Origin of the sequence: Brevundimonas sp. (assembly GCF_044239655.1) — a bacterium.
Taxonomy (GTDB): Bacteria; Pseudomonadota; Alphaproteobacteria; order Caulobacterales; family Caulobacteraceae; genus Brevundimonas.
On sequence record NZ_JBIIAY010000054.1, the window covers coordinates 1 to 20062 of the forward strand.

General features: G+C 66.1%; 17 protein-coding genes and 1 pseudogene. 8 read left to right on the forward strand and 10 right to left on the reverse strand.

Annotation, left to right across the window (positions count from 1 at the left end):
* On the reverse strand, positions 1-1849 hold a 1849-nt coding region (locus tag ACILQR_RS08965), incomplete at its 3' end, for a TonB-dependent receptor (RefSeq protein ID WP_395651100.1).
* A gap of 543 nt (positions 1850-2392) precedes the next feature.
* Positions 2393-3324: pseudogene (locus tag ACILQR_RS08970) on the reverse strand (IS481 family transposase).
* A gap of 386 nt (positions 3325-3710) precedes the next feature.
* On the opposite strand from ACILQR_RS08970, the gene ACILQR_RS08975 reads away from it, so the two are divergent.
* Together ACILQR_RS08975 and ACILQR_RS08980 are read left to right on the forward strand one after the other, a co-directional pair.
* On the forward strand, positions 3711-5231 hold the full coding sequence (locus tag ACILQR_RS08975; protein ID WP_395651101.1) for a methyl-accepting chemotaxis protein: 1521 nt from the start codon (positions 3711-3713) through the stop codon (positions 5229-5231).
* A 1-nt stretch (position 5232) separates the two neighbouring features.
* Entirely contained in the window at positions 5233-5706 is a 474-nt protein-coding gene (locus tag ACILQR_RS08980; protein WP_395651102.1) for a chemotaxis protein CheW, read from the forward strand.
* 75 nt (positions 5707-5781) lie between these two features.
* On the opposite strand, the gene hutC is transcribed toward ACILQR_RS08980, so the two are convergent.
* Both hutC and ACILQR_RS08990 read right to left on the reverse strand, forming a co-directional pair.
* Positions 5782-6531 (reverse strand): histidine utilization repressor, encoded by a 750-nt coding sequence (hutC, locus tag ACILQR_RS08985; RefSeq protein ID WP_395651103.1) that lies wholly within the window; start codon positions 6529-6531, stop codon positions 5782-5784.
* Positions 6528-7934 (reverse strand): formimidoylglutamate deiminase, encoded by a 1407-nt coding sequence (locus tag ACILQR_RS08990; RefSeq protein ID WP_395651104.1) that lies wholly within the window; start codon positions 7932-7934, stop codon positions 6528-6530. Before ACILQR_RS08990 ends, hutC begins: the two co-directional genes overlap by 4 nt.
* Positions 7935-8022: 88 nt before the next feature.
* On the opposite strand from ACILQR_RS08990, the gene hutI reads away from it, so the two are divergent.
* The 5 genes from hutI to ACILQR_RS09015 are packed head-to-tail and all read left to right on the forward strand — an operon-like array spanning position 8023 to position 13823.
* Positions 8023-9228 carry an imidazolonepropionase gene (hutI, locus tag ACILQR_RS08995; protein ID WP_395651105.1) on the forward strand — a complete coding sequence of 402 codons (1206 nt, stop codon included), beginning with the start codon at positions 8023-8025 and terminating at the stop codon, positions 9226-9228.
* Complete coding sequence (gene hutH, locus ACILQR_RS09000; RefSeq protein ID WP_395651116.1) at positions 9213-10772, forward strand: histidine ammonia-lyase; 1560 nt, start codon at positions 9213-9215, stop codon at positions 10770-10772. Before hutI ends, hutH begins: the two co-directional genes overlap by 16 nt.
* A complete protein-coding gene (gene hutG, locus ACILQR_RS09005; protein ID WP_395651106.1) occupies positions 10772-11593 on the forward strand; it encodes an N-formylglutamate deformylase in 822 nt (273 codons plus the stop codon). The genes hutH and hutG overlap by 1 nt, the downstream gene beginning before the upstream one ends.
* Complete coding sequence (hutU, locus tag ACILQR_RS09010; protein WP_395651107.1) at positions 11590-13257, forward strand: urocanate hydratase; 1668 nt, start codon at positions 11590-11592, stop codon at positions 13255-13257. The genes hutG and hutU overlap by 4 nt, the downstream gene beginning before the upstream one ends.
* Positions 13254-13823, forward strand: a complete 570-nt coding sequence (locus tag ACILQR_RS09015; RefSeq protein ID WP_395651108.1) for a HutD family protein — start codon at positions 13254-13256, stop codon at positions 13821-13823. The genes hutU and ACILQR_RS09015 overlap by 4 nt, the downstream gene beginning before the upstream one ends.
* A 38-nt stretch (positions 13824-13861) precedes the next feature.
* Here ACILQR_RS09015 and ACILQR_RS09020 read toward each other — a convergent pair whose 3' ends face one another.
* The 3 genes from ACILQR_RS09020 to ACILQR_RS09030 are packed head-to-tail and all read right to left on the reverse strand — an operon-like array spanning position 13862 to position 16241.
* The gene (locus ACILQR_RS09020) at positions 13862-14719 is read right to left on the reverse strand and encodes a general secretion pathway protein GspK (protein ID WP_395651109.1); all 858 of its coding nucleotides are present in this window, start codon (positions 14717-14719) and stop codon (positions 13862-13864) included.
* Positions 14719-15282 (reverse strand): prepilin-type N-terminal cleavage/methylation domain-containing protein, encoded by a 564-nt coding sequence (locus ACILQR_RS09025; protein ID WP_395651110.1) that lies wholly within the window; start codon positions 15280-15282, stop codon positions 14719-14721. Before ACILQR_RS09025 ends, ACILQR_RS09020 begins: the two co-directional genes overlap by 1 nt.
* On the reverse strand, positions 15279-16241 hold the full coding sequence (locus tag ACILQR_RS09030) for an ABC transporter substrate-binding protein (protein WP_395651111.1): 963 nt from the start codon (positions 16239-16241) through the stop codon (positions 15279-15281). Before ACILQR_RS09030 ends, ACILQR_RS09025 begins: the two co-directional genes overlap by 4 nt.
* A 101-nt stretch (positions 16242-16342) precedes the next feature.
* On the opposite strand from ACILQR_RS09030, the gene ACILQR_RS09035 reads away from it, so the two are divergent.
* Complete coding sequence (locus ACILQR_RS09035; RefSeq protein ID WP_395651112.1) at positions 16343-17062, forward strand: hypothetical protein; 720 nt, start codon at positions 16343-16345, stop codon at positions 17060-17062.
* 6 nt (positions 17063-17068) lie between these two features.
* Here ACILQR_RS09035 and ACILQR_RS09040 read toward each other — a convergent pair whose 3' ends face one another.
* From ACILQR_RS09040 to gspM, 3 genes are all read right to left on the reverse strand, one after another.
* Positions 17069-18295 carry a type II secretion system F family protein gene (locus ACILQR_RS09040; RefSeq protein WP_395651113.1) on the reverse strand — a complete coding sequence of 409 codons (1227 nt, stop codon included), beginning with the start codon at positions 18293-18295 and terminating at the stop codon, positions 17069-17071.
* A gap of 4 nt (positions 18296-18299) precedes the next feature.
* On the reverse strand, positions 18300-19805 hold the full coding sequence (gene gspE / locus ACILQR_RS09045; RefSeq protein ID WP_395651114.1) for a type II secretion system ATPase GspE: 1506 nt from the start codon (positions 19803-19805) through the stop codon (positions 18300-18302).
* Positions 19802-20062: type II secretion system protein GspM (gene gspM / locus ACILQR_RS09050; protein WP_395651115.1), on the reverse strand; the 261-nt coding region annotated here is incomplete at its 5' end. The genes gspE and gspM, both read right to left, overlap by 4 nt.

Consider the following 20062-nt stretch of genomic DNA (forward strand, 5'->3'; position numbering starts at 1 on the left):
TCGCCGTGATTTCGGCGCCTTGGCTGATCACGGATGCTGCGTTCTGGATCACGAAGCTGGCCAGCACCGGATCGAATGACTGGGTCTGATAGTCGTTGAACTCTGTGCGGAACACCGAGGCATTGAGGATCAGTCGGCGGTCCAGCATGCTGGACCGCACGCCCAATTCGAGGCTGTCGGATTCCTCCGGGCGGACCAGCAGCGGTGCCAGGGGGCTGGCACCGTTGTCGTTGAAGCCAGGGCCCTTATAGCCACGGCCATAGGTGGCGTAGGTCATTATGTCCGGCGTGATCTGGTACTGAACGCCGGCCTTGTAGCTCCAATTGGTGTTGGCGTAGGTTTCGTCGAAGGTGCCGGGGATGCCGAGGGTGACGAAATAGGCCCCGGTGTTCTGGACGAGGTCGATATCGATTTCGTCGCGAGTGACACGGGCACCGCCGATCAGCCGCAGATTGTCGGTAAGCTCATAGGTGAACTGACCGAAGGCCGCGTAGCTCTGGCTGGTCTGTTCATACCTGTGGTCGTTGCCGAGGAAATAGTCGTTGCGGGTGATGCAGGCGGGCGGCGGCCCGGCCGCGGGGGTGGCTCCGACGCAGAATGGGAAACCCGGCAACAGGAAACCCGGTAGATAGTTGTTGCCCGCGATCTGGCTGTCGGTCTGGGTGCGCGACCAGAAATAGTACAGACCGGCCTGGCCGCTCAAGCGATTGCCCGCCGGCAGCGCCAGCCGCAGCTCGTTCGAGAACTGGTCATAGTCCGTATTGTTGCGGTTGACGTTGGCACCGTTGGAATTGGTGAAGTCGGTGTCGAGTTGCTGGTCGAGATCGTAGAATTTCCAGGCTGCGATGTTGCTGATCTCCAGCAAGCCGGCCGTCACGTGATTCAGGGAAACCTGCAGACCGCCATTGTCCAGGTCGCGCCAATAGCCGCCGTCGCCGCCGAAGGTGAAGTTGTCCTCGCTGGGCGTCACACCGTCCGCCGCGAGGACGGGCGCATTCACACTACCCGCGCCGAGTTCACGGTAGGTCCGGTCGAAGAAGCCGGCGACACCTTCGCTGCGGCTATACTCGCCGATCACGTACAGGCTCGTGGCGTCGTTCAGCTCGTTCAGATACTTGGCACGGATGCCCCATTGATCGAGGCCGAGATCGTTGCGCAGCGCGTTGTTGCCCACGAAAGTCGTGCCGGGATCCTGTTCGGAAAACAGGGCGTTGATCCGGAGCGCCGAGGTCTCGCCGATCGGAATGTTGAACGTCTGTCGCGCGATGACCGAGCTCGCAGTGCCGTCGCCGCCCGGCGTGTCGCGCACGCCGGCCTCGACGTCGCTCAGGCTTTCAAACAGGCCGAGTTTGGGCCGGGTCGTCGTGATGTTAAGCAGGCCGGCCGAGGCGTTCTTGCCGAACAGGAGGCCTTGCGGTCCGTTTAGCACTTCGACCTGGGCCACATCGTTGAACAAGGATCCTCCCAGGAAGGGCCGGCCAAGGTTCACATCATCCACGGCGATGGCGACGCTGGAATCCACGGTCTGGGCGAAGGCCTGCGTGCCCACGCCGCGCACCGAGAAGGTCCCGTCAGTGCCGACCTGCAGACTGGGCGCCGCCACGGCCAGTTGGCCGAGATCGTTGATGTTGCGATTGCTGAGTTCTTCTGCGGTGACTGCCGTCACGCTCACGGGCACGCGCTGAAGGCTCTCGGAGCGACGCTGGGCTGTGACCACGATGTCGTCGACTACACTTGGCTCGTCAGCCTGGGGCTGGGTCTGCGCCTGTGCGGCTCCAGCAAGAGCTGGCCAGAACAGCGCAGCTGCGGCGCTCATTAGAATGGCGCGAGAGGTCGGTCTGCGGTTCATATTAATCTCCCTCAACAGCGAATCCTGGGATCCCTGTTCTGTTATCGTTGATGTGTGGTCCGGCGGCCTGCGACAGCCGCTCGGGCAGAGGCGACGGAAAAAATCAGGTTGAAATGGAGGATGCGGTGGAGAGGCTTTCGCCCATCAGGCGGGAGATGAGGCAGATCGTCCGAGCCTTCACCCGGAATCGTCCCGGTCTGGCGCGCGTCACGACGTCGGTTGCACCCACCGGAGCCCTTCGATTCATCTGTCCCTCCTCGGACGGCGCTTCAGCGCTCTCGCGAGACGACAATACGAAGCGAACGCTCGATTAACAGTGGATTGAATTGATCGGAATCGATCATATTCGCAAATATCAGGACCCGCTCTTACATATTGAGATGGAATTGGTGGTAGGCAGCGGTCCTCAGTGCCGGCGCTACAATGATCTTTTGATCAATCGAAACTAAGGGGATCACGGCCTCCTCGCAGAGACGCGGCATCCTCATTTGTCGCTGGACGGCCGCGACGTCGCCGTCCCTCCGAAACCGAGGGGCCTGATGCCTAGGTGTCGTTTCCAAGAAGGTTGTTCACCCGTTGCCATGGGGTGATGCCTTTGATGCGGGAGTGGGGTCGGTTGAGGTTGTAGTCGTCGGTCCACGGCCTGATGGCGGCGGCGCGCATCTGACGAGGCATAGGGTCTGGCGTAGGCCCATTCGCGCAGGGTGGTCTGGATGAAGCGTTCGGCCTTGCCGTTGGTACGGGGGTGTATAGGGCCGGGTCCGGACGTGGCGGGCTCCGGCGTCTTGCAGTGCCGAGGCGAACAGTTTCGAACGATAGGCCGATCCGTTGTCGGTCATGACCCGCTCGACGGCGACGCCGTGACGGCTGAGCCAGTCGAGGGCGCGCTGGAGGAAGGCGGTCGTGTCTTCCTTACGCTCGCTGGGCAGCAACTCGGTATAGGCCAGGCGCGAGGCGTCATCGACGCAGACGTGCAGGAAGTCCCAGCCCCTGCCCAGGTTGTGCGTGCCCGGTCCCCGACCGGTGAAGCGATGGCCCACGCCGTTGATCCGGCCCAGCTTCTTGATGTCGAGGTGGATCATCTCTCCGGGCCGGTCGCGTTCGTAGCGGACGATCGGCGGCTTCGGATCCAGCGACGAGAGCCGGCCCAGCCCCAGCCGGCGCAACACCGCTCCGACGGTCGAACGGGCCATGCCCAGCGTCCGTGCGATCCGGGGACCGGTCATCCGCTCGCATCTGAGCCGCTCGATCTCGGCGATACGCTTCTCCGGCGTTCGGTGCGGGCAATGACGCCGCACCGAGCTGCGATCCGCATGGCCCGCACCCTGACGATGGCGCTTCAGCCATTTGCGGGCCGTGCGAACCGACACCCCCGCCGCCTGGGCCGCTGCGTCTGCTCGCCAGCCTGTCTCGATCCGATCCGTCAGCAAGGCTCGACCCGACGGCGTCAGCCGGGCATTCTTGTGCATGTTCATCCGAGAGGCTCCGCTAAGGGTTGGTTGGCTTCGCAACCCCAGCTTCTCAGCACCCCCTCGGGTGAACAACCTTCATAGCTTCGACACCTAGGCCTTCGATCGCTGTGTCGCCACTCGGTAACCGTCCGCAGCTACCACCGCGAAAGCCACGACCGGCTCCGGCGTTACCTCGCCACGTTCGTAGGGGCCACAACTTCGCAAAGCGATTAAAGACGCTACGTTGCCTCAAGTCGCACCGAGACAAGATGCCACCGGCCTCATCGCCGCCTTCATGCTATTTTTGCGTGTACTTCACAACTCGGTGTTATCTTTAAGTTAATAATCTTCCCTTACTTTAATCATGCCAGCCCAAGCGTGGCTGTGGCTTGGGACTTCTGGGGGGCTAAATGTTCGGTCGCAGCAGGAAGACGCATACAGGCGACGCGCGGGATAGACGGGATCTCGAAAACAAGCTGGATTCCATCTCCAGATCCCAGGCCATCATCGAGTTCAACCTCGATGGTACGATCCTGACCGCAAACAAAAACTTTCTGTCAGCAATGGGGTACTCGGCAGCCGAAATCGTCGGACGCCATCACAGCACCTTCATGGATCCCGTAGAGGCCGCCGCCGACAGCTATCGGGAGTTCTGGCAGCGGCTCAGAGACGGTCATTTCGTCTCTCAGAAGTTCCGTCGCCTTGCCAAGGGTGGCCGCGAGGTCTGGATCCAGGCTTCATACAATCCAGTGCTCGATGCCGCCGGGAAGCCCTACAAGGTCATGAAAGTGGCCGTCGACATCACCGAGGCCGAGCAGGAAGCCGCGCGTCGGGAACAGGCCCGCAAACACGCCGAAGAAACCCAGCTCGATCTGGTGCGGACCTTGGCGGAAAACCTCAGCGGCCTGTCCGAGGGCGATCTCACTGGACGGATCGAGGGTGATCGCACGGGCACCCACAAGACTGTTCAGGAAGACTACAACGCCGCCATCGAAAGCCTTCGCGTCACCCTCGACGAGGTGCTGCAGAGCGTCGGCTCGATCCGCAGCGGTTCCGACGAGATCGCCGGGGCGTCCGATGACCTGTCCCGCCGCACCGAGCAGCAGGCTGCCAGCCTGGAAGAAACTGCGGCGGCGCTGGATCAGATTACGGCCACGGTCAAACGCAGTGCGGCTGGAGCCCAGCAGGCTGCGAGCGTCGCCAGCGGCACTCGTTCCGATGCCGAAAAATCCGGTCTGGTGGTCCGGGAAGCCGTAACCGCCATGGGCGAGATCCAGCAGAGCTCCAACGAGATCGGCCAGATCATCGGCGTCATCGATGAAATCGCCTTTCAGACAAACCTGCTGGCCCTGAACGCGGGTGTCGAGGCGGCTCGAGCGGGAGACGCCGGTCGAGGCTTTGCTGTCGTCGCCCAGGAAGTTCGGGCCCTGGCCCAGCGATCCGCAACAGCGGCCAAGGAGATCAAGTTGTTGATTTCCGCCTCGACGACCCAGGTCGCCAAGGGCGTGAAGCTGGTGGACGAGACCGGGGCCGCACTGGCGACCATCGCCGGCAGCGTCGCAGAGATGGACAGCCTGATCGCAGAGATCGCGGCTTCGGCACAGGAACAGTCGATGGCGCTGGCGCAGGTCAACTCGGCCATCAATCAGATGGACCAGGTCACCCAGCAGAACGCAGCCATGGTCGAAGAGACGACTGCCGCCGCTGGAATACTTCAGACCGAGGCGAGCCAATTAGCCGGCATGGTCGAGCGGTTCAACACGGGCTCGCGCATGCCTTCTCATGCACCCACAGAGCATCCTGTCCTGGCGGCTCGCGGAAGGATCGAGGCCTTCGCAAAGGGGCGCGAAACTGCGAACCCCATACGCCGGGCTGTGCCGCGATCGGTCGGCAATACCGCCTTGAAACGCTCGGAATGGGAGCAGTTCTAGAATGGCTTCGCTCTCGATCGACGCTGCCGATCCCGGTGGCATGCTGGAGCTGATCTCGTTCGAGATCGGCGGTCAGGAGTACTGTATCGATGTCCGTTCGGTACGGGAGATCAGGGGCTGGACCCCGACGACCCCGATGCCACAGACGCCGGACTATGTGTTGGGCGTGATCAATCTCCGCGGAGCCGTCATGCCCGTGCTGGACCTGCGCTGTCGCCTCGGCCTCGGCCGGACCGAACCGACGTCGCGCCACGTCATCGTCGTGGTCCAGCACGAGACGCGTATGGCCGGAATGCTGGTCGACGGCGTGCAGGAAACCTTCCAGCTCGCTGCCAGCCTGCTCCAGTCACCACCGACAATGGGTTCCGACGCCAACGAGCAGTTCGTCGACGCCATCATCCCGCTGGAAGGACGAATGCTGTCTCGATTGGTGGTCGGGTCGCTTCTACCCCAGGCGATAGCTCAGGCTGCGTGACGCCCGACTGAGCATCGAAACTTTCGCACTGAGGCGGAGGAACCATTGCGTCCCGATCGCGAGCCTGTCGCCATGTCAGGTACGGCCAAACGCCGCCTGTGAATTTCCCTCGCCTCGTGGAGCGAACCGCGCCATCAGATCATAGGCTGAACCGGGAAACGTCATGCGGACGTAGGTGACCGGATCGTGGCCCCGCCAGGTTCGCCGCTCGAGACAAAGGCAGGCGACGGAGGTCTCGATCAGCAGCCGCTTTGCTGTCCCTCTGGAGGCATTGATCGCGCTGATCTTGTGCTCGGCCTGGGTCCACGGAACGAAACCCAGCAGCCAGGCTCCGGGTGGGGTGGTGTCGAAATCGACCGCCTCGGCGTCCGGAACGGCTGTCAGACTGATCAGTCGGTTTTCAACCGCGAACGGGCGTCCACTGGCCAGATGCAGGCATTCGAGAGCGAGTATCGGCCCGGACGCCTTGCGCTCCAACGCCTTGTCGTCCTCAGGAGTTGAAGCCCTGATCGCTCGCGACAGGAGTTCGTAGCCGTAGGGTTCGCCCCGGCTAACGATCTCGGTCTGGATGTCGGGGATGTCGAGGACCGCCGAATGGATGGGAGGCCGCGCGACGCAGGTTCCGGCCCGGCGGCGACGCACGATCAGGCCCTCGTCGACCAATGGGGCCAGTGCCTTGCTGACCGTCATGCGAGAACAGCCATACTGGAGCATCAAGTCCTGTTCGGTTGGCATCCGGTGTCCAGGCGGCCACCGGCCCGACAGGATCTGCTCTGAGATCTCGGCGCGAATCCTTTTGTGCAGCGTGGGCTCGGACCTCGTCATGCGTCGTCCAGCACGCGGGACAGCGTCTCGGCATAGCGCCGGACAATGGACTGCCGGGCAATATGGCGACCATCCCGGACGACCTGCCGGCCCCGCCGCCAGACAGCCTCTACCGGCCGGTCGGCTGCAACGAATATCCAGTGATCCAGAGCGCGATCCTCCAGCGGCGGCGAGCAGCCGTCTGGAGCGGCCAGAGCGATGATGTCGGCGACCTGACCCGGGCTGAGGCCGACGACGATGTCGGTTCCCGTGGCCTGAGCCCCGCCAGCCAGCGCCGCCCGCACCATCGCCCCGCCGCTGGATCCGCCCTCAGGGTCCGCCATCACATTCCGCGACCGATGGACCAGTCGCTGGGAATACTCAAGCATCCGCAGTTCCTGGCCGGCGCTGATCGAAACATTGGAATCCGACCCCACGCCCCAGGCCCCGCCCGCTGCCAGATAGTCTGCCGCCGGGAAGACACCGTCGCCCAGGTTAGCCTCCGTGATGGGGCACAGGCCCGCGACCGCACCGCTGGCCGCCATCCGCCGCAGTTCAACGGGCGAGGTATGGGTGGCGTGGATCAGGCACCATCGGCGATCGACTTCGACCGTGTCGAACAGAAGGTCGACCGGCCGCGCGCCCGACCAGGCCAGACAGTCCTCGACCTCCCGAACCTGTTCGGCGATGTGGATGTGGATCGGCCCGTCTGTCATCCCGCAGACGGCGCGCAGTTCATCGGCCGTCACGGCGCGCAGACTGTGGGGGGCGACACCGATGACGGCGTCAGGCAGACTTGAGATCGCGCGACTGCTATCCTGAAGTAGACGCTGAAAGCCGTCCAGGTCATTGACGAACCTGCGCTGGGCCTCGACCGGCGGCGCACCGCCGAACCCCGAATGGGCATAGAAGACCGGCAGCAGGGTCAGGCCGATCCCCGTCTGATCGGCGGCCGCCGCGATCGCGTCCGCCATCTCGCCTGGGTCGGCATAGGGCCGACCGTCGATGTCGTGATGCAGATAGTGGAACTCAGCGACTCGGGTGAACCCGCCCTCCAGCATCTCGGCAAACGCCATGGCCGCGATCGCCGAGACCTCATCGGGCCTAAGTCGATCGACGAACCGGTACATGGTCTCGCGCCAGGTCCAGAAGCTGTCCTGCGAGGGTCCGCGAACTTCGGCCAGCCCCGCCATTCCCCGCTGAAAGGCATGGCTGTGAAGGTTGGCCAGACCCGGCAGCCCGGTCGCATGGACCTGGTCACCCGGCGCGGCGGCGACACCCCTCTCGATGCTGTCGATCAGGCCGTTGCGAAGGCGGATGCGGACCGACCGGGCCCATCCCTTGTCGAGAAGGGCCTGTTCGAACCACAGCGAATCCTGTGGCGACACGGTATCGGGTCCGGTCTTCGGGGTGTCGACTGTCACTGGACAATCCTCCTCGGTCTGCAATATGTCTATACATTAACAGGGCGGTCGCCTAGCGATTCCTGATATCGAAACCGGAGGGCTGAGGGTGGATTGCGACCGCGTCTGGACCAACGCCCGGCTCGCGACCCTCGCGCCGCCGTTACCCGGGCTAGGCGTCGTGGAACACGGCATGATCGCCTCACGGCATGGGCGTATCCTGTACGCTGGTCCGGCGCAGGACGCCCCTGCCCTGAAAGCGGCCGAGACCATCGACTGCGACGGTCGCTGGATCACACCGGGGTTGATCGATCCGCACACCCATCTGATCCACGGCGGCGACCGTGCTCGCGAATTCGAGCTGCGTCTGGCGGGTGCGACCTATGAGGAGATCGCCCGCGCGGGCGGCGGCATAGCCTCCACGGTCAAGGCGACGCGCGCGCTCGATGAGGCGGGCCTGATCACCACCGCCCTGCCCCGCCTCGACGCCCTGATCACCGAGGGTGCGACGACTGTCGAGATCAAGTCGGGGTATGGCCTTTCGCTTGAGCATGAGCGACGTACGCTTCAGGCCGCCCGCCGTCTGGGCGAACTCCGGTCCGTGTCGATCCGCACGACCTTTCTCGGCGCCCACGCCCTGCCCCCCGAGTTCGCTGGCGACGCCGACGGCTATATCGACCTGATCTGTCGCGAGATGATCCCGACCCTCGTCGCTGAGGGCCTGATCGATGCCGTAGATGCTTTCTGCGAGGGCATCGGCTTCACCCCGGCCCAGACCCGTCTGGTCTTCGAAGCGGCACGCGCCCAAGGCCTGCCCGTCAAGCTGCACGCCGAACAGCTGTCGAACCAGCATGGCGCTGCGCTGGCGGCCGAGTTCGGGGCCCTTTCGGCCGATCATCTTGAATACCTCGATGACGCCGGGATCGCAGCCATGGCCCGCGCAGGCGTCGTCGCCACCCTGTTGCCGGGTGCCTATTATTTCGTGCGCGAGACCCGCCTGCCCCCGATCGCAGCCCTGAGGACTGCGGGCGTGCCGATGGCGCTGGCCACCGACTGCAACCCCGGCACCTCGCCTCTGACGTCGCTGCTGCTGACGATGAACATGGCGGCGACCCTGTTCCGGATGACCGTCGATGAGTGCCTGGCCGGCGTGACCCGCGAAGCCGCCCGCGCGCTGGGCCAGATCCACGACGCCGGCACGCTGGAGGTCGGCAAACGGTGTGACCTTGCGATCTGGGATATCGAACGACCGGCTGAACTGGTCTATCGCATGGGCTTCAACCCGCTCCATGCCCGCGTCTGGAGAGGCCAATGACCGCAGCGCCCGCCATCGAAAACATCGTGATGCGCCCCGGCGAGGTCAGCCTGACCGACTGGCGCGCCATCTATCGCGGCGCATCCGCGACCCTGCACCCCGACGCCGCCGAGCCGATCCGGGCCAGCGCCGCCGCCGTCGAACGCATCCTGGCGCGTGGCGAGCCGGTCTATGGGATCAACACGGGCTTTGGAAAGCTGGCCGGTATCCGGATCGAGGCCGGCGACCTGGCGACCCTGCAACGCAATATCGTGCTGTCCCACGCGGCGGGCGTCGGCGAGCCGTCACCGACGCCGGTTATCCGCCTGATGCTCGCCCTGAAACTGGCCAGCCTTGCCCAGGGCGCTTCCGGCGTTCAGCCCGCGACCATCGCCTTGCTGGAGGCCCTGATCGTGCAGGGCCTGACGCCTGTCATTCCCTGCCAGGGCTCGGTCGGCGCGTCAGGCGATCTGGCTCCTCTCGCCTATATGGCGGCTGCGATGATCGGCGTCGGAGAGATCGAGATCAACGGCGTCCGCAGGCCCGCCGCCGAGGCGCTGGCCGAAGCCGGTCTGTCGCCCCTGATGCTGGGCCCGAAGGAAGGGCTGGCGTTGTTGAACGGCACCCAGTTCTCGACCGCCAATGCACTCGCGGCCCTGTTCGGTGCCGAGACCCTGTTCCAGAGCGCCCTCGTGACCGGAGCCCTGGCCACCGAGGCGGCCAAGGGTTCGGACACGCCGTTCGATCCCCGCATCCACACCCTGCGTCGCCACGCCGGTCAGATCGAGACCGCATCGGCCCTGCGCGCCCTCATGAACGGCTCCGCCATCCGCGCCTCGCATGCGGTCAACGACGAGCGCGTTCAGGATCCCTATTGCCTGCGTTGCCAACCTCAAGTCATGGGCGCCGCGCTCGACGTCCTGCGTCAGGCGGCGACGACCCTGTCGATCGAGGCCAACGGCGTCAGCGACAACCCCCTGATCTTCCCTGACACCGACGAGGCCCTGTCCGGCGGCAATTTCCACGCCGAGCCCGTCGCCTTCGCCGCCGACATGATCGCCCTGACCATCTGCGAGATCGGATCGCTGTCGGAACGCCGTATCGCCATGCTGGTGGACCCTGCCCTGTCGGGCCTGCCCGCCTTCCTGACCGCCCGGCCGGGCCTCAACTCCGGCTTCATGATCCCGCAGGTGACCGCCGCCGCCCTGGTGTCAGAGAACAAGCAGAAGGCCTATCCGGCCAGCGTCGATTCCATCCCCACCTCAGCCAATCAGGAGGATCACGTCTCCATGGCCGCCCATGGCGCGCGTCGCCTGCTGGCCATGGTCGAGTCGGCCAATGCGGTCGTTGCCATCGAACTGCTGGCCGCCGTTCAGGGCTGCGACTTCCACCGCCCGCTGACGTCGAGTGAGGCGCTGGAGTCGGTACGCGCCGTGCTTCGGGCCGAGGTACCGCACCTCGACGAGGACCGCCACTTCCACCCGGACATCGACGCCGCCCTCGCCCTGGTCCGATCCGGTGCCGTCGTCGCTGCCGCCGACCTCACCTTGCCGGGCGTTTCCTGATGGACTGGCTCGAAATCCATCGGGGCACGGCACCACTGATCGTCAGCCTGCCTCACACCGGCACCGACCTGCCGGAAGAGGTCGCAGGCGACTTCGTCTCACCGTGGCTGGCGACCCGTGACGCCGACTGGTGGATCGACAGACTTTACAATTTCGCCAGAAACATGGGCGCAACGACCGTCCGCACGACCCTGAGCCGTAGCGTCATCGATGTGAACCGCGATCCGTCCGGTGCCTCCCTCTATCCCGGCCAGTTCACAACCGGCCTTTGCCCGACCGAGACGTTCGACGGAGAGGCCCTCTATGTCGCGAGCTCGCCGACAGAGGCGGAGATCGCCCGCCGTCGCGAGGCCTGGTTCGACCCTTATCACGCCGCCCTGACCGCCGAGATCGCCCGCCTGCGTGGGCTGCATGATCGGATCGTCCTCTATGACGCTCACTCGATCCGGTCAGTGGTCCCGTCACTGTTCGAGGGCGAGCTGCCCAATCTGAATATCGGCACGAATGGCGACACCTCCTGTGACCCTGCCCTGACCCGCGTGGTCGAGGCCGCCTGCGATGCCGGTCCGTTCAGCCGCGTGACCAATGGACGGTTTAGAGGCGGCTGGATAACCCGTCACTACGGCGAGCCTGACAAGGGCGTCCACGCCATCCAGATGGAACTGGCCTGTCGCGGATACATGGACGACCCGACCGAGGCCCTCACGCCCGCGACCTGGCCCTCCCCCTACCGTCTCGAACAGGCCGCTCCGATGCGGGATGTGCTGACCGATGTTCTCACCGCCTGCCTGACCTTCGCCCGAGCCGGGAGCCAGCCATGAACCGTAACGATCCCTCCCGTGTCATTCGCGCCGCCACCGGCCCCGAGCGCACCTGCAAGAGCTGGCTGACCGAGGCGGCGCTGCGGATGCTGATGAATAATCTCGATCCCGACGTCGCCGAACGGCCCGAAGAACTGGTCGTCTATGGCGGCATCGGCCGCGCGGCCCGTGACTGGAAGAGTTTCGACACCATCGTCGAGACCCTGCGCCGGCTTGAGGACGACGAGACCCTGCTGATCCAGTCGGGCAAGCCGGTCGGGGTCTTTCGCACCCATGCGGACGCACCGCGCGTCCTGCTGGCCAACTCCAACCTCGTGCCGCACTGGGCGACGTGGGAGCATTTCAACGAACTCGATCGCAAGGGTTTGGCCATGTACGGCCAGATGACGGCCGGGTCCTGGATCTACATCGGCGCGCAAGGCATCGTTCAGGGCACCTATGAGACCTTCGTCGAGATGGGTCGCCAGCACTACGGCGGAGACCTGTCGGGCCGCTGGCTGCTGACGGCGGGTCTCGGCGGCATGGGCGGCGCTCAACCCCTCGCCGCAGTCATGGCGGGCGCGTCGTGCCTTGCCATCGAGTGCGATCCCTCCCGCATCGCCATGCGGCTGCGCACCGGCTATCTGGATCGGGCGTGCGAGGATCTCGATGAGGCCCTGGCCCTGATCCGCGCCGCCTGCGAGGCGACGACGCCGATCTCGGTCGGACTGCTGGGCAATGCCGCCGAGCTGCTGCCCGAGTTGTTCCGGCGCGGCGTCCGGCCTGACCTGTTGACCGATCAGACCTCGGCCCACGATCCGATCAACGGCTACCTGCCCAAGGGCTGGACGCTGGATCGGTGGACCGCGATGCGCGCCCAGGCCCCGGATCAGGTCGAGGCCGCCGCCCGTGCCTCGATGGCCGAACACGTCCAATCCATGCTTGATTTTCAGGCGGAGGGCGTCCCCACGGTCGATTACGGCAACAACATCCGCCAGATGGCCAAGGAGGCGGGCGTCACCAATGCCTTCGACTTCCCCGGCTTTGTGCCCGCCTACATCCGCCCGCTGTTCTGCCGGGGCATCGGCCCGTTCCGCTGGGTGGCCCTGTCCGGCGATCCCGAGGACATCACCAGAACCGACGCCAAGGTAAAGGAACTGATCCCCGACAACCCGCACCTCCACAACTGGCTCGACATGGCGGCGGCGAAGATCAGGTTCCAGGGCCTACCCGCCCGCATCTGCTGGGTCGGTCTGGGCGACCGCGACCGGCTGGGCCTCGCCTTCAACGAGATGGTGGCGAGCGGCGAGTTGAAGGGGCCCATCGTGATCGGTCGCGACCACCTGGACTCCGGCTCGGTCGCCTCTCCGAACCGCGAAACCGAGGCCATGCGCGACGGGTCGGACGCGGTCTCCGACTGGCCCCTGCTGAACGCCCTGCTCTCGACGGCATCGGGCGCGACCTGGGTATCGCTCCACCACGGCGGCGGGGTCGGCATGGGCTTTTCCCAGCACGCCGGTCTGGTCATCGTCTGCGACGGGACAGAGGCGGCTGCAAAGCGGATTTCGCGTGTCCTCTGGAACGACCCGGCGACGGGCGTGATGCGCCACGCCGACGCAGGCTATGACACCGCCCTGAACACGGCGCGCGAGCAAGGACTGGACCTGCCCGGCATCCTGGGATGACAACGACCATCCTGCGGGCTGCCGACCGGATCGCCACGCCGTGGAAGAACGGCGGAGGCGTCACGCGCGAGATCGCGGTCTGGCCTCCTGAGGCGGGACTCGATGATTTCGACTGGCGCATCAGCATGGCAGAGGTCCGTGAAGCCGGCGCGTTTTCCCTGTTCCCCGACGTCGATCGCTGCCTGACCGTGATCGAGGGATGCCTGCGCCTGACGTTCGACGACGACACGTCCGTTTCTCTAGATGCGCAGTCGGAGCCCTGGGCCTTTCCGGGTGACCGGACCTGTCATGGCCAGCCCCTGGATGGACCGGTGCTGGACCTCAACGTCATGTCGCGACGCGGTCAGTTTCGATCCCAGGTCAAGCGGGTGTCGGACACGATGTGGCGCCCGACAGGCGTCGCCTCACTCCTGATTGCTCTTGCACCCCTGACGATCGTCGACGACCGTGCCTCGGGCGGGATCAGGCTCGTGCCATTGGATGCATGGCTTTGTCACGACCCTGCCACGCCCATCGATCTGGCGATCAACGGCCCAGCGCTCGGTATCGACATCCTCGCCTTGTGACCACACCTCGGCCGGCTCATCCCGAATAGGCCGGCGCATTACTCCGAGGCAGTTGCGGTCCTGCGCCGGGCGTAGACGAGAACTTCGGGTCCACGCCGTCCGGACTGCCTGATCAGCGAGCTGACGATCTTTTGGCGCGTATCGCCGACCTGGACCTCTGACGTGACCTGGAAGAAGTTCGAGGTGAAGCCGACGCCGGGCGGGGCGTAGATGTCCCGGCGCGCCAGATCCTGGGGCGTCAGCACACCCCGGTTCCTTTGCCGCGTGCGAACCAGCAGACCGGCGGTCATGGGGCTGTCGAACAGCACGGCCAGCATCCGCTCGTCTGCGGTATTCAGGTTGATGCCGGTGTCCAGAGGCAGGACGGTGATAAAGGGCCGCAGCGCCGCGACCTCGGCCGCCGTGAGGCCGACGGTGTTCAATTGTTCCAGGTCGGACAGGGGTCCGCTGGCGCGTACCAGGGCAATGATCGGCGTATGCAGGGTCGGACGCAGACCGGCGGCGGCGAGGATCTTCGCCAGTCGCTGCTCTGTCACCAGCCCACCGTTGGCCACGGTGTTCAGATTGAACCGCGCCTGGTCGTCGGTGATGGTCAGGCTGAAGGTCCCGCCCTCGATGACGATGTCCTGCTCCTGGATCGCGGCCCAGGGTTCGGCCGGATTGTCCGTCTCGGGCGCGGTCGTGGCGTCGCGGCGCAGGGCCGTGACCGCCGAAAGCTCGCCCGAGCGCGCGATCACCCCCGCCTGCGATGCCTCGCGCAGCCGGACCGTTCGGTCGATCGCATCCGACTGGGACGCGACCATCAGCAGCACGACCAGGGCGGACAGGGCGACGATGAACAGCACATTGACCAGGATCAGCCCCGACCGCGCCTCGCGTGATTCTGGACGCGACATCAGGGCAGCCTCGGCAGTTCCACGACGCGACGCAGCGGCCCGCTCAGCCCCCCGCCCTCGGGGGCCAGGATCAGGGTAGCCTCGATGGCGCGCGGCCGTTCAGGGGACAGTCCCGCAGCCCGCGCCACCTCAGGCGTTGGAACCACCCAGGCACCCGCCGGGTCAAGAAAGCGCAGGCTGATGCCCGATACGCCCCGGATCAGGACCTGCTCGCCGCCCGACCCGGCCTGACGGATCAGATCGCGGCCCCTCAAGCCATATCGCACCGCCATCGTCCCGCCCGCCGCCGCAGCCGGCGCGCGCTGAAAGGCTATGGAATCCGCAGTGATGACGACCGGAGCGGGCGTCATCGACTCGAAATCCAGGGTCATCAGGTACATGGCGCGCTGGAGCTGGGCCAACTGCTCCAGTCGGCCGTCGAGCCTTTCCTGCGTCCGGATGATCCCGCTCAGCATCGCGAAACCGGCCAGCGAGATCAGGGCGAACAGGGCCATGGCGACCAGCAGTTCGATCAGGGTGAACCCGTTGGCGACCGCTCGCTTTCGGACGCGCCTCTGGGTCATTGCCCGGTCGCGCGGGCGACCACGCGCGTTGACCCCTGCGAGACCACCTGGATAGCCAGTTCGCGCGCGCAACCGCCGTCAGCGCTGAACCGCACTGCGCCGAGCGCACCCTGGAACCCTTCCGGGGCCAGCAGGCCGTCGCGGCTCAATCGCCCGGCCGCAGTCAGGCGTCTAGCGATGCCCGCAGCATCGAAAGCCAGCGCGGCCAACAGGCCCGGCGCACTGCTGTGCCTGGCCTCATAGGTCTGGGCAAAGCTGGTGAAGGCGGCGGGATCGGGTGCGGCGAACCAGGCCCCCTCCACAGTGCCGAGGACGGAACCCGTTCCCTCCGACCAGGACGACGGACCCAGCAACTGGACGCCAAGTTCGACGATGCGGGCGCAAGCCTCCATCGATGCAGGATCGGATCGGCAGGCCATGACCGCATCCGGCAAACTCCCGCCCGACGCCGTGGTGAGCTGGCCGGCCAGCCCCTCGCCTGCACTCAGGAGGCCGGCGATGTCCGCCTCGAAGATTTCCACGCCGAGCCGGGCCGCGGCGGCGCGCGCGGCGGCGAGCGACTGGACCGACCAGGTTTCGGCGTCGGTCAGCACGGCCACCCTGCGAACGCCCCGGCTGCGGGCATAGGCCAGGATCGCCGAAACGCCCTGCGACGCTGTGATCCCCAGGCTGAAGGCTCCAGTATCGCGAACCGCCGCGTCGTTGGAAAAGGCCAGGACCGGCCGACCCGCAGCCGCCGTCACAACGGGGCCGACCTCTGCGACAAAGACGGGACCCAATATCAGGCCGACACCCGCAGCCACGGCGCGCCCCGTCGCCACAGACGCGCCTTCGGCTGTCCCGGCCGTGTCCAGGACGAGAAATTCGGGCTGTTTTCGATCTGCGGGCTGCGCCAGGGCCGCCGCCCGTGTCATGCTGAGCGCAAGGTCGGCAGATGCGCCGGTCAGAGGCAGCAGCAAGGCCGACCGGGGCGGAGTTTCCGCCGCCCAGGCCGACATTGGAGACACCAGAGATGCCAACCCTGCTGCTGTCGAGAGGCCGAGCCAGCGACGTCGATCGAGTGTCATTTCAGTCCGTCCTCGCCGATCGGCTGCGTCGCATGGGAACGGTGACGTTCACGATCATCGGCCTGACCACGTTTCTGCTGGCGCTCGTCATCACCATGCCGGCCGCCGTGGTTTTCAAGCTTGCCGGTCTTAATGCACCAGACGCGGTGGGCACGATCTGGAAAGGCGAGGCCGCCATAGGAGACCAGACGGCCGTATCCTGGCGCGTGCGCCCGGTCAGTTCTCTTCTGCGTTTCGGGATCGTCAGTGACGTCCAAATGCGAGGCGGCGCGACGGATCTGGTCGCGACCGGCCTGTGGCGTCCGGGCGCTGTGAGGCTTGAGGAGATGTCAGGGCTGGCCGGGCCGGGCCTGGTCGACAGCCTGACCAGGGACCTGCCCCTTCGCTGCGATCTGACCTTTGTGGTGAACATGGACCGCATCGTCCTGGCCGGTCGCCGATCCGGTGCCGAGGGCCGCGTCCGCAGCGGGCCTGGGTCGTGTTCTGCGCGCGATCTTGTTGGAGCGGGCTCGCTGCCGGTCCCCGCCATGACCGGGCAATCAACCATGGACATCAACGGCACATCGGCCTGGCTTTCGACCAGCGCCACCCAGGGCCGCCTCGCCCAGTTGACGATCGATCGGCAAGGCCGGCTGAAGGTCACGGTGCTGGACGCCGGTGCCGCGATCCTGCCGGCACTGGCCGGGCAGACGGTGATGGAAAGCCAGCTCTGACCCACCCTACATCCCCGCCAGATTGTTGAGATTGACGATCGGCATCAGGATCGCCAGCACAAGCAGCAGCACCACGCCGCCCATGAACAGCAGGATGGCCGGCTCGACCAGGGCGACCAGGGTCGCGCTCAGCGCTTCGGTGTCGGCGTCCAGATCGCGGGCGGCGCGGCCCAGGGCGTCGCCGAGGCGGCCGCTGGCCTCTCCGCTGGCGACGACGGCGATGAGCATGGGCGGGAAACAGTCGGCTTCGGTCATGGCGCGTTGCAGACTGGCCCCCTCGCGAACCCTCGCGCCGACCAGCCTGGCTCGCTCGCGCAGCCAGGCGTTGGGAGTCACGGCGGCAGCGGAGTTGACGGCATCCACCAGCGGAACGCCGCTGCTGATCAGTGTCGCCAGGCTGCCGGCAAACCGTGCGGCGTTCAGCTGAAGGCTGAACCTTGAGGTCGGGGGGCGGCGGGCGATGAAGCGGGCGAGCCGTATGCTGTTTGCCTCTACAGCCAGCCAGCGCTGGGCTGCGACCGCCCCGACCACGGCCAGCAACCCCGCGATCCAGCCAAAGCTCTGAATCCCGGCGCTCAGGCCGATCAGCAGGCGGGTCAGAAGCGGCAGCTGCACCCCGCGTGAAACGAACACCCGGGTGATGTCGGGCACCACGAAGACCAGCATCAGCCCGATGATCAGGACCGACACCAGTGCCAGCAACGCCGGATAGATCAGGGCCAGCTGGACCTTCTTCTGCGACCGCTCGCGGCGCTCGACGAAGTCGGTGAGATGCGACAGCACCTCCTCCAGCCGCCCCGACTGCTCACCTGCGGCGACGGAGGCGCGATAGAAGGCGGGGAACACCCGGGGGTGTTCACCGAGGGCGGAGGCAAAGCTGCGCCCCTCCAGCACCGCACTGCGAACCCCGTTCAACACCGGTCCCTCGGGACGGTTCGCGTTCTGGACGCCGAGGATCCGCAGCGCCTCCTCGATGCGGATGCCGCTGCCGATCATCGTCGACAGTTGTCGCGTCAGAGCCGCCAGGGCGCGGGCACCGACGCGCGGACGGAACAGATCGGCCAGTGCCGCGGACGGACTTGCCCCCCCCACGGCCACGGCCGGGGCGACCTCCGTCGGAATAAGGCTCCGCTCACGCAAGGCCCTGCGCGCGCCGGCCAAGCTGGCCGCTTCGATGACGCCGCGTTGAGCCTTGCCGCTGCCGTCGAAGGCCCTGAAGCTGTAGGCCGGCATCGGCTCAGCTTTCGTCCTGCACGACGCGCAGGACCTCCTCGATGGTGGTCAGACCGTCCAGGATCTTGAGCGCGCCATCCTCGATCAGGCCCGGCCCTGCCTGACGCGCCACGCGGGTCAGGTCGGCTTCGGACGCCCCGTCGTGGATCAAGGCCTGGAAGGCCTCGTCGACCTCAACCACCTCATAGATGCCCAGGCGCCCCTTGTAGCCGTCGTCACGGCATTCGACACAGCCTTGGGCTCGCCAGATGGTGGCCCCGACGGGGATCGCACCGCCCAGGGCCTTGCGATCCGACTTGGTGGCGGCATAGGGTACCCGACAGTGCGGACAGATCCGACGCACCAGCCGCTGGGCCACCAGCCCGACCAGCATCGGCGCCAGCAGATAGCGTTCGACGCCCATGTCGATCAGCCGCGTGACGCTGCCCACCGCGCTGTTGGTGTGCAGGGTCGAAAGCACCAGGTGACCGGTCATGCTTGAGCGCACCGCGACCTCGGCGGTCTCGTGGTCGCGGATCTCGCCGACCATGATGACGTCCGGGTCCTGTCGCAGGATGGCCCGCAGCCCTCGGGCGAAGGTCATGTCGATGCGGGAATTGACCTGGGTCTGTCCGATCCCTTCCAGCTCGTACTCGACCGGGTCCTCGATGGTCATGATGTTGCGCCGACGATCATTGAGCCGGGTCAGGGCGGCGTAGAGGGTCGTGGTCTTGCCCGAGCCGGTGGGGCCGGTGACCAGGACGATCCCGTGTGGCCGCGCGATCATCCGCTCGACGGCCTCCAGATCGCCGGGCCGCAATCCCAGCCGTGTCAGATCCAGCCGCGTCGCGTCGCGGTCGAGCAGGCGCATGACGACCCGCTCGCCATGCTGGGCAGGAATGGTGGAGACCCGGACGTCAAGATCCAGCCCACCGACCCTCAGCTTGACCCGACCATCCTGGGGCACGCGTTTGTCGGCGATGTCGAGGTGGGCCATGACCTTGACCCGGCTGACCAGCAAGGGAGCTAGGGCGCGGTCCGGCTGGATCATGTCACGCAGGACGCCATCGACCCTGAACCGCACTACGACGCGCTTTTCCTGGGTCTCGATATGGATGTCGGAGGCACCTTCACGCACGGCCTCGAGCAACAGGGCGTTGATCAGCCGGATGACCGGCGAGTCGTCGCGCTGGTCCAGCAGGTCGTCCACGGCGGCAGCAGAATCGGCCAGGGCCGCCAGATCGTCGCCGGACGCGACGGTGAAATCCGCCGACTGTCCGGCCAGGCTGCGGTAACGCTCACGAAGAGCCAGGTCGAAGGGCGCATCATCCAGCGGCGTAAAGGGGATCGCCGGGCCGAACAGGCGTTGAACCTCCAGCAGCGCCTCCAGGCTCAAGGGACGGCGATGGACGCACGACGGCCCATCAGGCGTGTCGACGATCATCACCCCGTTCTGGCGGGCGAACGCATAGGTCAGCTCGGGCGGGCCGGGCCGGACCTCGATGATGTCTTCGAGGATCAGTTCGGTCATGGGCGGGTCAGGGTCAGGCGGGCATTCACGATCCCGGGCGCGGACTGCCGTTCGATTTCCGCGCTCTGCGCCACCACGCCCTGCTCACGTTCCAGCCGATCGATCCAGGTCATCAGGGCGACGAAGTTCACGCTGTCGAGGGCCACGACCGTCGTTTCACCCTGCTCGGCGATCTCGCGGATCGGCAGGGCCGCTTCTGCGGCGGTCATCGTCGCCACGGTCTGGAGCGAGCCGCCGGCGATCGTGCTCGTCGGTGG